General features: G+C 65.9%; 11 protein-coding genes. 7 read left to right on the plus strand and 4 right to left on the minus strand.

From position 1 onward, the window contains the following. The first annotated feature begins 64 nt into the window (after positions 1-64). Positions 65-655: a molybdenum cofactor guanylyltransferase MobA gene (gene mobA, locus JKV55_RS10915; protein ID WP_202085167.1), complete on the plus strand. Its 591-nt coding sequence runs from the start codon at positions 65-67 to the stop codon at positions 653-655. Between the two features lie 66 nt (positions 656-721). Here the strand turns inward: mobA and JKV55_RS10920 are convergent, their stop codons facing one another. From JKV55_RS10920 to purE, 3 genes are all read right to left on the minus strand, one after another. Next, complete coding sequence (locus tag JKV55_RS10920; RefSeq protein WP_202085169.1) at positions 722-1,279, minus strand: NAD(P)H nitroreductase; 558 nt, start codon at positions 1,277-1,279, stop codon at positions 722-724. A gap of 209 nt (positions 1,280-1,488) precedes the next feature. Next, on the minus strand, positions 1,489-2,556 hold the full coding sequence (gene purK, locus JKV55_RS10925; protein ID WP_202085171.1) for a 5-(carboxyamino)imidazole ribonucleotide synthase: 1,068 nt from the start codon (positions 2,554-2,556) through the stop codon (positions 1,489-1,491). Continuing rightward, entirely contained in the window at positions 2,553-3,047 is a 495-nt protein-coding gene (gene purE, locus JKV55_RS10930) for a 5-(carboxyamino)imidazole ribonucleotide mutase (RefSeq protein WP_202085173.1), read from the minus strand. Before purE ends, purK begins: the two co-directional genes overlap by 4 nt. A gap of 225 nt (positions 3,048-3,272) precedes the next feature. Between purE and JKV55_RS10935 the strand changes: the two genes are divergently transcribed. The 4 genes from JKV55_RS10935 to JKV55_RS10950 all read left to right on the plus strand — a co-directional run bounded on the left by JKV55_RS10935 (position 3,273) and on the right by JKV55_RS10950 (position 8,592). Further along, complete coding sequence (locus JKV55_RS10935; RefSeq protein ID WP_202085175.1) at positions 3,273-4,079, plus strand: substrate-binding periplasmic protein; 807 nt, start codon at positions 3,273-3,275, stop codon at positions 4,077-4,079. A 9-nt stretch (positions 4,080-4,088) separates the two neighbouring features. After that, the gene (locus JKV55_RS20240; RefSeq protein ID WP_202085177.1) at positions 4,089-5,600 is read left to right on the plus strand and encodes a sensor histidine kinase; all 1,512 of its coding nucleotides are present in this window, start codon (positions 4,089-4,091) and stop codon (positions 5,598-5,600) included. Positions 5,601-5,615: 15 nt separating this feature from the next. After that, positions 5,616-7,841 (plus strand): putative bifunctional diguanylate cyclase/phosphodiesterase, encoded by a 2,226-nt coding sequence (locus JKV55_RS10945; RefSeq protein WP_202085179.1) that lies wholly within the window; start codon positions 5,616-5,618, stop codon positions 7,839-7,841. A 109-nt stretch (positions 7,842-7,950) separates the two neighbouring features. Further along, the gene (locus JKV55_RS10950) at positions 7,951-8,592 is read left to right on the plus strand and encodes a glutathione S-transferase family protein (RefSeq protein WP_202085181.1); all 642 of its coding nucleotides are present in this window, start codon (positions 7,951-7,953) and stop codon (positions 8,590-8,592) included. Between the two features lie 129 nt (positions 8,593-8,721). Here JKV55_RS10950 and JKV55_RS10955 read toward each other — a convergent pair whose 3' ends face one another. Beyond that, complete coding sequence (locus tag JKV55_RS10955) at positions 8,722-9,654, minus strand: sodium-dependent bicarbonate transport family permease (protein ID WP_202085183.1); 933 nt, start codon at positions 9,652-9,654, stop codon at positions 8,722-8,724. Between the two features lie 263 nt (positions 9,655-9,917). Between JKV55_RS10955 and JKV55_RS10960 the strand changes: the two genes are divergently transcribed. After that, positions 9,918-10,886, plus strand: a complete 969-nt coding sequence (locus JKV55_RS10960) for a LysR family transcriptional regulator (protein WP_202085185.1) — start codon at positions 9,918-9,920, stop codon at positions 10,884-10,886. A gap of 3 nt (positions 10,887-10,889) precedes the next feature. Further along, a complete protein-coding gene (locus JKV55_RS10965; RefSeq protein WP_202085187.1) occupies positions 10,890-11,915 on the plus strand; it encodes a DUF2157 domain-containing protein in 1,026 nt (341 codons plus the stop codon). The last annotated feature ends 1 nt before the right edge of the window (position 11,916 follow it).

Consider the following 11,916-nt stretch of genomic DNA (forward strand, 5'->3'; position numbering starts at 1 on the left):
CCCTGCTCTTGGCAGGGTTAAGCGGTTAATATTAATAAAGAAAGCCGTCATAGTTGGAAACTGTATGCTGGATCCGAAAGAGATTACCGCCGTTATTCTTGCCGGAGGCGAAGGGCGCCGCATGAACGGTGCCGACAAGGGGTTGCTGCCGCTGTGGGGCAAGCCCTTGGTAATCCACGTGCTGGAACGGCTCAAGCCCCAGGTGGGAGAAGTATTGATCAACGCCAACCGCAACCTGGGCGAATACCGCAAGCTGGCGCCGGTGGTGCGGGACGACGGCTACGGCTATGTGGGCCCCCTGGCCGGGTTCGAGGCCGGGCTGACCCATGCGCCGAGCGAGTGGGTGCTGTTCGTGCCCTGCGACAGCCCCCTGGTGCCGCGCGACCTGGCCAGGCGGCTGTGCGGCGCCGTGCAGCGCCACGATCAGATAGCGGTGGTGGACGACGGCACCCAGCTGCACGCCGCCACCGCCCTGCTGCACCAGTCGCTGCTGCCTTCCCTGTGCAACTACCTGGATGGCGGCGACCGCAAGCTGCAACTGTGGTATGAACGCCACCAGCTGGTGCCGGTGGACTTCAGCGACGAGGCCGAGGCCTTTTTCAACCTCAATACCAGCGAGGCGCTGGCCCTGCTGGAGCAAAAAGGAAGGGGCTGAGCCCTCTGCCCTGGATGCCCGCCTTCGCGGGCAAGACGGCGGTCGGGGCTGAGTCGCCCCTGCCCCTTACTGCTGGCCGAAATGGCGCACGAACCGGGCCGGATCCCGCTCCGGCAGCTTGCGCACTTCCACCAGGGGGGTGCCCAGGTACAAAAAGCCCACCAGTTGATCCTGCCCGCCCAGGCCGAGCCGGCTGTGAACGGAACGATCGAAGATAAACCAGCCGGAGCGCCAGATGCCGTTGAAGCCCTGGGCCTGGGCCGCCATCTGCATCGCCATCAGGGCGCAGCCGGCGGACAGTTGCTGCTCCAGTTCGGGCACCTTGTCGTGGGGTTGTACCTTGGCGGCCACGGCAATCACCATGGGCGCGCGCAGGGGAGCGTTGCGGGCCTTGTCCACCGCCTCGGGTGCCTCGCCCCTGGCCTCGGCGGCCGAGGCGAGAATGTCTCCCAGCCGGTCGCGCTGCTCACCGGTAAAGACGATAAACTCCCAGGGCGTCAGCGCCGCATGATCCGGGGCACGCAGCCCGGCCTTGAAAATGGTGTCCAGTTGCTCGCCCGCCGGGGCCGGCTCGGCCAGGCGGGGGCAGGAATGGCGGTTCAGTAACAGTTCCAGTGCGTCCATCATTTCACTCCAGATTGCGATGGCGCTACCTTAGCAGCCGGCCGGAACGGAGCAAAGCAAAAAAGAGGCATTCTCAAATGGCCGCCTCCGGCGCGGGGGTTCGGTCGAAGACATCCGCCCCTTGGGCTGCCGAGTGACACCGGGAGCGGCCGTAGCTCCATTGCCAGGATCGCCATACGAAAAAGCCCCGCCGGAGCGGGGCTTTGGGCTCAGTCGAGCTGGCTGCGCAGCCAGTCCAGCACCGGGCCGTAATTGGCGGGCAGCAGGGGCTCCAGCCGGTCCAGGGCCGAACGGGTCTCGGCCTGGCTGTCGAGGCAGAAGTTGATGTGCCCCACCTTGCGGCCGGGGCGCACTTCCTTGCCGTACCAGTACAGCTCGGCGCCGTCCACCGCCAGCCAGCCGTTGTCCCGCTCGGTGCCCACCAGGTTGACCATGACGCTCAGGTTCTTCACCCGCGGCTTGACCAGGGGCAGGCCGGCAACGGCGCGCAGGTGCGCCTCGAACTGGCTGACGCTGGCGCCGGCCTGGGTCCAGTGGCCGCTGTTGTGCACCCGGGGCGCGAGCTCGTTGATCAGCAGGTGATCGCCCACCCGGAAGCACTCCATGGCCATCACGCCCACGTAGTCCAGATCGTTCATCAGCTTGCCCAGCATGCCCTCGGCTTCGGCCTGCAGATGGGCCAGCCGCGCCAGGGGCGACACCGAGCCCAGCAGGATGCCGTTGACATGCAGGTTGAGGGTGAGCGGATAGAAATGGCACTGGCCGTCGTCGCCGCGCATGCCGACGATGGACACTTCCTCGTCGAAGTCGATGGCCTGCTCGGCGATGGCCAGGGTGTGCCAGTCATCGGGAATGGCATCCCGTCCCGGCTCGCGCAGCCAGTGCTGGCCGCGGCCGTCGTAGCCGCCGGTGCGGCGCTTGAGCAGCACCCGCTCGCCCAGGGCCTGGTGCAGCCCTTCGGCGGTGGTGTCCGCTTCCACCAAGCGCCAGGGCGCGGTGGCCAGCTCCAGCTTGTCGATAAGCGACTTCTGGGTGAAGCGATCCGCCAGTATGGGGAAGGTCTGCAGGTTGACGAAGCCCGGGTGGCTCGCCAACTGGCGGGTGGCGGCGGTTTCCGGCCACTGTTCGCGCTCGGCGGTCACCTGTTCGTGGGGCTTCAGCGGAAAGGTCTCTTCCGACTCTATGTCCACCGGGCACACCTCGAGGTCGAGCGGCATGCCCGCATGTTTCAGCATCTGGCCGAGCTGGCCGGCGCCCAGAACCCAGATACGGCTCATGCTTCCTCCCGCGGATCCGGCTGGCTCAGCACCGCCTCGGTCTGCTCGGTGCGGAAAGCCTCCAGCCGTGCGGCCAGGGCGGCGTCGTTGTTGGCCAGGATCTGGCAGGCCATCAGGCCGGCGTTGAAGGCACCGGCGGCGCCGATGGCCAGGGTACCCACGGCGATGCCCTTGGGCATCTGTACTATGGACAACAGGCTGTCGAGCCCGCTCAGGGCCTTGCTCTGCACCGGCACACCCAGCACCGGCAGGCGGGTCTTGGCCGCCACCATGCCCGGCAGGTGGGCGGCGCCGCCGGCACCGGCGATGATCACCTCATAGCCGCGGGCCACGGCCTGCTCGCCGAATTCCATCAGCTTGTCGGGGGTACGGTGGGCCGACACCACTTCCACGGTATAGGCGACCTGCAGCTTATCCATGATTTCCGCAGCGCCCTGCATGGTGGGCCAGTCACTCTTAGAGCCCATGATGACGGCAACTTTTGCTTGCATGACTACTCCTGTTCAACAACGTTCTGCATTGGGGTGGATCCGGGGGAGCGCGGATTATAACACCAAACCGGGCCGCTGCAGCCTTATAACGACGGCCGAAACTGAGCAAAAAGTCGGCAAACAGCAGGCTCCCGTGAGTTTTATCACTGTCTTGCGCCGCCCGATCCCTTAGGCTTACGGAGCAGAGCACGGCATCCCCGGCACGATACGGAGACAAACCACAAGATGAGCAGGAAACAGCGGGTCATCGGCACCCTGATCGCCGGCCTGATGCTGGCCGCCGGCCTGGCGAGCCCCCTGCATGCGGGAGAATGCCGCCGCCTCGGCGCCAGCGGCAACGCGGAATATCCGCCCTATCTCTGGAGAGATTCAAACAACCCCGGACACCTCACCGGTGCGGTCAGCTATTTGCTGGAGGATCTGGCCGGACTGACCGGCGTCGAGATCCGCCTGCTCGACAGCGGCCCCTGGGGCCGCACCCAGGAGGAAGTAGCCGCCGGCCAGGTGGACATGATTGCCGGCGCCTTTCTTACCCGGGCCCGCAGCGAATGGATGGATTATCTGCATCCCGCCCTGGTGCATACCCGCACCGCCATCTGGACCCACAAGGACAACGGCTTCGAGTTCAACCAATGGCACGATTTGATCCCCCATGCGGGGGTGACGGTCATCTACAACAGCTTCGGCCAGGAGTTTGATCTCTTCGCCCGGGAGCACCTGAACATCGAGCAGGTCGGCAGCCTGGAGCAGGGCATGATGATGGTCTCCCAGCGGCGGGCCGACTATCTGATCTACGAGGATAATCCGGGCAAGGCCTATGCCGAGATGCTGGGCGTCGACAACCTAAGCCCCCTGCCCCGGGGCGTGACCCACCAGCCCCTGTACCTGACCTTTTCCAAGGCCTCGGCCTGCAACAGCGCGGCGCTGAAAGCCAGGCTGTCGGCCGCCCTGGAGCAGTTGGCCCAGGCAGGAAAAATGGCACAGCACCTGGAACGGGCCGCCGCCGAATGGCAGCGGCAGTCGGCGCGTTAGGACAAGCCCGTGGCGCCCCATCGCTACCGTTCGCTGACCCACGCCTTCCTGCTGCGGGTGATCCCGGTGCTGCTTATGGTCACGCTGGCGGTGACGGCGCTTTTTTCCTGGCATGAGCTAAGTCAGGAAAAAGAGCGTGAGCAGACCTTCACCCGGCACCGCACCGACAACCTGGCCCGGCTGCTGGCCGAGCCGGTGTGGCAGCTTTCCCACTCGGTCACCGAAAACATCCTGCGCGCTTCCCTCGACGAAACGGATATCCACTGCGTGGAGCTGATCCACAGCTCCGGCGTGGTGGTACAGACCCCTCCGGTCCGGCTCGGCAAGTGCGACAACGCCGCCGACGGCTATACCCGCTTCAGCAGCCCGGTTGTTTACGCCTCCCCCCAGGGGATGCGGCATATCGCCGAGGTGTCGCTGTACCAGCTGGATACCGACCGCAGCCTGAAACGCACCCTGCTCGACAGTGCCCAGGGCCTGCTGGTGCTGCTGGTGCTGCTGTTCGCCAGCCTGGTGGTGGCCACCACCCTGATCTTCCGCTGGACCATACTGCGCCCGCTGCACCAGGTGTCCGAGTCTTTGCGCCAATACCAGTCAAGCGGGCAGCGCGTGCCGGTCGACTGGTCGTCCAACGACGAGCTGGGCCTGCTTATCGATGAATACAACAGGACCAGTGCCCTGCAAGTCCGCACCGAGCAGGCCCTGTCGGAGGCCAAGGACGAAGCCGAGCAGGCGCTGGCCAACCTCAAGGATGCCCAGAATTTATTGATCCAGTCGGAAAAACTGGCCGCCCTCGGCAGCCTGGTGGCCGGCATTGCCCACGAGATCAACACCCCCATCGGCAACAGCCTGACGGTGCTCAGTGCCCTGGCCCTGAAGCAGCAGGAAATGGCCGCCGCCATTGCCGCCGGCAGCCTGAAGCGCTCGACCCTGGACGGCTTTATGGCCGAGCTGCAGGAAGGGCTGCACATCGCCGAGTCCAGCCTGGCCATGGCGATACGCCAGATCGGCAGTTTCAAGCAGGTGGCGGTGGATCAGACCAGCATGCAGCACCGCCGCTTCGATTTGAAAGAAGTGATCGATGAAGTGGTGTACACCTTCAGGCCCAGAACCAAAAAGTCCGGCTATCATATTGAGGTGGCGGTGCCCCCCGATATCACCATGACCAGCTACCCCGGCCCCATCGGCCAGATCATCGTTAACGCCATCAGCAATGCCTTGGTGCATGGTTTTGAGGGCCGGGACAGCGGCTACATCCGGATCAGCGCCCGGCAGGAAGGCGGCCAGATCGCCATTTCGGTGACCGATGACGGCCAGGGCATGGACCCGGTGAGCCTCGGCAAGGCATTCGACCCCTTCTATACCACCAAGATGGGACAGGGGGGCTCTGGCCTCGGCCTGCATATAGTGTTTAACTTGGTGAAAAATGTGCTCAAGGGCTCGGTCATCGTGGAAAGCGCTTCAAAGGCCGGAACCACGCTGCGCCTGACCATTCCACAGCATCTGCAGCAGGAACATTAACGGGACAAGACCAGGATGCCATCAGGATCGGATCACGACGTCTTTGAATTCGCACCGGAAGAGCTGGATACCGGCGCCGGGCCTGCTCCTTTGCCGGCGCCCTGGCGCATTTTGATCGTCGACGACGAGCAGCAGGTGCATGCCGCCACCCGCTTTGCCCTCTCGGGGGTTGAACTGCTGGGCCGGCCACTGGCCTTCACCAGCGCCTACTCGGCCCGGCAAGCCCGCGACATACTGCAACAGCAGCCCCGCTTCGCCTGCATCCTGCTGGACGTGGTGATGGAGTCGGAGCAGGCCGGGCTCGAGCTTATCGGCTTTATCCGGGAAGAGCTCGGCGAACATGGCAGCCGCATCATACTGCGCACCGGCCAGCCCGGTTACGCTCCCGAGCTGAAAGTCGTGCGCGATTACGACATCAACGACTACAAGCAAAAGAACGAACTGACCAGCACCCACCTGATCACCGCCGTCACCACCGCCCTACGCGGCTACCACCAGCAGGAACAGCTCGAAGCCCACCGCCAGGGGCTGGAGCACATCGTCCAGGGGGCGGCCGAGCTGTTCGGCGCCCGGCAGACGGGGCGGTTTTCGGCCAGCGTATTGCGCCAGCTCGGCCGGCTGCTGCACAGCGAGGCCCAGGGGTTGCTGTGCCGGCGGGCGGAGGACGAGCCGAGCCGCCTGATGATAGAGGTGGCGGCGGGCGCCTGGGCCCGGCACAGCGGGCAAGCCCTGGACGCCCTGGACGATGCGCCACTGCGCGAGCAGGTGGAGCAGGCCTTTGCCCGGCGCCAGGCGCAGTTTTCCCCCCGCCTCGCCGCCCTCTATATCCACACCCCCCAGGGCGATGAGCTGGTGTTTGCGGTGCCCACCGCCACCGAACCCGGCGACGCCCTGCGCCACCTGCTGCAGCTGTTCGGGCTTTATGTATCGGTGGGGTACGACAATGCCAGCCTGTTCGAAAAAATCGAGGAGCTGGCGTTCAATGATCACCTGACCGGCGTGCTTAACCGCACCGGCTTTATGTATGCCCTGGGCAAGCAGATCACCCTGGGGCAGGATTTTGTGGTGCTGCTGGCCGACATCGACAACTTCCAGGCGGTCAACGACGGCCTGGGCCACCAGGTGGGCGACCTGACCCTGATCCGCATGGCCCGCCACCTGGAAACCATCTTCGGCAGCCGCTGCTCCCTGGGCCGGCTCTCTTCCGACACCTTCGGCCTGATACTGCCGGCGAGCCGGCCCGAGGAGATGACGGCCATCAGCCAGCGCCTGAACGACTCCCTCCGGCAGGGTTTCAGGCTGCAGGGCTACGACATTCCCGCTTCCCTGACCCTGGGAGCGGCCATGTACCCGCAGCATGGCAGCAGCGCCAAGACCCTGCTGCAAAATGCCGGCATCGCCCTCAAGAAGTGCAAGGCCGATCACCGCGGGGCCCTGGCCATCTTCGGCGAAACCCTGGAGCAGGCCCTGCACCAGCGGCTGCAGATCGCCACCCGGCTGCGCCACGCCCTGGAGCGCAACGAGCTGAGCCTGAGCTACCAGCCCCAGATTTGCCTGAGCAGCGGGCGCATCATCGGCGCCGAGGCGCTGCTGCGCTGGCACAACGAGGATCGCCTGATACCGCCCGACACCTTTATCCCGGTGGCGGAAAGCACCGGCAGCATAGTGCCCATCGGCGCCTGGGTGCTGGAGCAGGCCTGCCGCCAGCAGCGGGCCTGGCAGCGGGACACCGGCCAGGCCCTGCGCGTGGCGGTGAACGTGTCGGTGCGCCAGCTCAAGGATCCGGGCTTTATCGACAGCCTCGACCGGGTCATCGGCCAGACCGGCATGACGCCGGGGCTGCTGGAGCTGGAGATCACCGAGTCCATGATGATGGAGGACCACCAGGCCCTGATTGCCACCCTGCAGGCCGTGCGCGCCCGGGGCGTGCAGGTGGCCATGGACGACTTCGGCACCGGCTATTCCTCCATGAAGTACCTGCAGGAGCTGCCGATAGACCGGCTGAAGATAGACCGCAGCTTCATCGGCCGCATGACCGAGAGCGAGCAGGATCTGGGGCTGGTGGAGCTGATGGTGAAGATGGGCCAGTTGCTCCGCCTCGGGGTGATTGCCGAGGGGGTGGAGCAACCCCGGGAAAACGACCTGCTCAGGCAGCTGGGCTGCGACGAAGCCCAGGGCTACCTCTACCAGAAACCCACCCACCCCGAGCATATCGCCCTGCTGCTGCGGGAGCAGGGGTAGCCCCCGGGCCACCGCCTGAGCGGGGACGGTCAGCCGGGTAACGCCAAGCCGATAAACCTGCGGCCAGGCCGCAGACTGCGCCTGTCTCATCACCCCATGGAGCACGCTTATGGAAAACCACGTCTACATTTTCGCGCCGACGTTCAGCAGTTTTGCCCGCTCGATCATGCTCTGCTGCGAGGAGAAGGGCATTGCCTACCGCTGCGGCATGGCCCCCCAGGGCACGGAGATCGGCTTCAAGAGCCCCGAGCACCTGGCGCTCCATCCCTATGGCAAGGTGCCCGTGCTGTTTCACGAAGGCCAGACGCTGTTTGAAACCAACACCATCTGCCGCTATCTCGATGCCCGCTTCGCCGGACCTGCCCTGCAACCCGCCGATCCCATGGCGCGGGCACGGGTGGACGAGCGCTGCGGAGAAATCGCACTCTACATCAACCAGGCGCTGCTGCGGGACATCGTGCTGGAGTTTGCCTTTCCCAAGGGCCCCGACGGCAAGGTGAGGCGGGATCTGGTCGAGGAAAAGCTGCCGGCGGCGCGGGCGGCCCTGCGGCGACTGGGCGCGCTGCTGGGGGATTCCCCCTTTATCTGCGGCCCGCACTACACGCTGGCGGACGCGCTGCTGACCCCCATTCTGGACTATGTCGCCAAGCTGCCCATCGGCAGCGAGCTGATCGGCTCAGGCGCCCTGAAACACTATCTGGAACGGATGCGGGCGCGGCCTTCCGGGCAGCAGGTGTTGAACGCCAAGTAACTCCTTCTCCCGCCCGGAGCGGCGGCAGACTCCGCCCGGGGCGCCGGGCATAGCGGCCGACGCAGGGTGCGCCGGGCCGCCATCCGCCCCCACGGTCCTGGCGAGCGCACCGGACAGGGCCACTCCTGCTCAGCCCACCGCCAGCAGGCGGGCATAGAGCGGTATGCCCACCACCACGTTGAAGGGAAAGGTCACCGCCAGCGCCGCCAGCATGGCCAGGCCGATGTCCGCCTCCTTGATGGCGGCGCCGATGGCGGCCGGGGCCGCGATGTAGGAGGCGCTGGCCACCAGGGTCACCAAAATCAGTGCCGAACCCGCCGGCAGCCCCAGCAGCCAGGCCGCTCCCATGCCGATGCCGGCCAGCACCAGGGGGGCGAGCAGCGCGAACAGCATCACCGGCCAGCGCCGCCAGGGCACCGGGGTGAGCGCCTGGGCGGTGCACAGTCCCATCTCCAGCAGGAACAGCGCCAGCAGGCCCTTGAAGGCAGAGATAAAGAGATCGCTCACCGGCGCCGCCTGCTCCGGGCCGTAGAAGTAGCCGATCAATACCCCGCCGGTGAGCAGCACCACGCCCCGGCTGGTGAGCGCCTCGTGCCACACCGCCGCCTTGCTGCCGGTATCCTGCCCCGACAGGGTCTTGTACAGGTAAATGGCGACGATGATGGCCGGCAACTCCAGCAACACCAGGTAGAGGGTGGTTTGCGGGGCTATCTCCAGTTGCAGGCTCTGGGCGTAGGCCAGGGCCACCGCGAAGGTACCGGCACTGACCGAGCCGTAGTGGGCGGCGATGCTGGCGCTGTTGGCACTGTTGAGCCTGAGCAGCTTGCGCGCCACCGGGTAGCACAGCAGCGGGATAAACACGCCCAGGGCGGCCACCGCCAGCAGCTCGGGCAGCAGCCGCCAGTGCAGGTTGCCGTGCAGCGCCAGCCCGCCCTTGAAGCCGATGGTGAGCATCAGCAGTATGCTGAGGGTGTCGTAGGCCGCCTTGGGCACCTTCAAATCCGAGCGGGCCAGCCCCGCCGCCACTCCCAGCGCAAAAAACGCCACTACGATATCCGGCATAACAAATCCTCATGATAATTGAGCAGGGCAGTAAGTCAGACCATGAGCTCGCCGCCGGAAGGAACTACACGCCGACTCGCCAGAAACCCATCCATGGGGGCTCGGACATGCCATCCCTGGCATGTCACGGTCGGCTTAGCAGTTTCCTTCCGGCGCCCTGTCAGACTTGATTGCCTCTCCAGGAATACAGCGGCGGACATTGTGCGGATCAAGGTATATAGTTACCAATAAATGTTAATAACAGCGAATATAGATAATCATCTATGAACATACGCCACCTTACCTTTCGCCTGCTGCAGGTGTACGTGGTCGTGGTGCGGCTGGGCTCGGTGTCCCGCGCCGCCGCCCAGTTGCACCTGACCCAGCCGACCGTGTCGCAGCAGCTCAAACGCCTGGCCGAGGCGGTGGGCGAGCCCCTGCTCGACAGCCGGGAAGGGCGCCTCCGTCCCACCGCCGTGGGCAGCGAGCTCTACCACGCCGCCCTCGACGCCCTCTCCCGTTTCGACGACTTCAACGGCTTTCTGCAGGACGCCCGCCAGGGCACCCGCGGCGGCTTCAGCATCGGGGTGGTGACCACCGCCAAATACATACTGCCGCGCCTGCTCGGGCCCTTTAACCGCCGCTTTCCCGAGGTGGAGGTGTCCATCAGCGTGGGCAACCGGGGCTACATCCTGGATCGCCACCGCCACCAGCAGGACGACCTGTACCTGTTCAGCCATCCGCCCGCCGGCGAGCACACCCTGAGCGGCCGCTTTATCCGCAACCCGCTGGTGCTGATCACCCCGCCGGACCACTGGGCGGTGCACCGGCCGCCGGCGGACTTTTCCGCCCTGCTGGGCGAGCGCTTTCTGCTGCGCGAGCCGGGCAGCGCCACCCGGCTGGTGTTCGAGGAGTGGCTGCGCAACCACAACCTGCAGTTGAAGCGGGTGATGCAGATAGAGAGCAACGAGGTGGTGCGCATGAGCGTGGAGCAGGGCCTGGGCCTGGCGGTGCTGTCGGAGCACACCCTGGCGGAGGGCGAGCACCGCCTGGGCCGCCCGGCGCTGCCCGAGTTCCCGCTCACCAGCCACTGGTACCTGGTGTGCCACAACAACCGCCGCCTGCCCTACCCGGCGGCGAATTTTGTCCGCTTTATCAACGACAACCTGGCAAGCTGCATCGACAGCCGCTATATCCACAATGACCTGGCCAGGCTGCTGGCCCATCTCCAACCCCCGGGCAAGGGAGCCTGACCCATGAAGATAGATCGCCAACAACTGGAGCAGGCGGCCCGCCGGGGCCTGCTGCACGCGGAGCAGGTGGCGCCCCTGTGGCAGTTTCTGGAGCAGGGGGCCCCCGCCGGCTTTCGCTTCGCCCATGTCCTCTATTACCTGGGCGGCCTTATCGCCATCGGCGCCATGACCCTCTTTATGACCCTGGGCTGGCAGCAGTACGGCGGCTGGGCCCTGGTGGGGCTGGGCCTGCTCTATGCCCTGCCCGCCCTGGCGCTGGCCGAAGGGCTCCAGCGCCGGCGGCTGTGGGTGCCGAGCGGCATTCTCGCCGCCTTGGTGATCTGCCTGACACCCCTCACCGTGTACGGCCTGCAAGTTGCCCTGGGCTGGTGGGATCCGGATCTGGACTACCGTCAGTACCACCGCCTCATCCACGGCCGCTGGCTGAGCCTGGAGCTGGCCACCCTGGCGGTGGGCGCCCTGATGCTGTGGCGCTATCGCCAGCCCTTTCTGCTGCTGCCCCTGGCCGCCACCCTCTGGTATATGAGCATGGACCTGAGCCTGTGGCTGGGTGGCCGGGATGTCGCCAACTGGGAATTCCGCCAGTGGGTGTCGCTCTGGTTCGGGTTATTGATGGTGCTGCTGGCCTTTTGGGTGGACATCCGCAACCAGAGCCGGCGGGACTTCGCCTTCTGGCTTTACCTGTTCGGCGCCATTACCTTCTGGGGCGGGCTCTGCCTGCTGACCGACAACGGCGGCGGCGAGCGGCTGCTGTTTTTGCTGGTCAACCTGTTGATGATAGCCACCGGCACCCTGCTGGCCCGGCGGGTATTCGTCGCCCTGGGCGGCCTGGGCCTGGCCTGGTACCTGGGCTGGCTGGCCTGGGAGGTGTTCGCGGACAGCCTGCTGTTTCCCCTCGCCCTCACCGCCATCGGCCTGGCCGTGATGGGCCTCGGCATCCTCTGGCAGCGCCACCAGCAGCAACTGACCGAACGCCTGCAACGGCAGCTGCCCGCTGCGCTGCGCGCACTGCTGGCGAGGAGGGAGTAGT

It is taken from the genome of Zobellella iuensis, from assembly GCF_016746085.1.
Classification (GTDB): Bacteria; Pseudomonadota; Gammaproteobacteria; order Enterobacterales; family Aeromonadaceae; genus Oceanimonas; species Oceanimonas iuensis.

Coding starts and splice junctions, on each gene's coding strand:
- JKV55_RS10950 (WP_202085181.1), top strand. CDS start 7,951: ATGGAAAACCACGTCTACATTTTCGCGCCGACGTTCAGCAGTTTTGCC.
- JKV55_RS10920 (WP_202085169.1), bottom strand. CDS start 1,279: ATGGACGCACTGGAACTGTTACTGAACCGCCATTCCTGCCCCCGCCTG.
- purE (WP_202085173.1), bottom strand. CDS start 3,047: ATGCAAGCAAAAGTTGCCGTCATCATGGGCTCTAAGAGTGACTGGCCC.
- JKV55_RS10935 (WP_202085175.1), top strand. CDS start 3,273: ATGAGCAGGAAACAGCGGGTCATCGGCACCCTGATCGCCGGCCTGATG.
- JKV55_RS10945 (WP_202085179.1), top strand. CDS start 5,616: ATGCCATCAGGATCGGATCACGACGTCTTTGAATTCGCACCGGAAGAG.
- JKV55_RS10965 (WP_202085187.1), top strand. CDS start 10,890: ATGAAGATAGATCGCCAACAACTGGAGCAGGCGGCCCGCCGGGGCCTG.
- mobA (WP_202085167.1), top strand. CDS start 65: ATGCTGGATCCGAAAGAGATTACCGCCGTTATTCTTGCCGGAGGCGAA.
- JKV55_RS10960 (WP_202085185.1), top strand. CDS start 9,918: ATGAACATACGCCACCTTACCTTTCGCCTGCTGCAGGTGTACGTGGTC.
- purK (WP_202085171.1), bottom strand. CDS start 2,556: ATGAGCCGTATCTGGGTTCTGGGCGCCGGCCAGCTCGGCCAGATGCTG.
- JKV55_RS10955 (WP_202085183.1), bottom strand. CDS start 9,654: ATGCCGGATATCGTAGTGGCGTTTTTTGCGCTGGGAGTGGCGGCGGGG.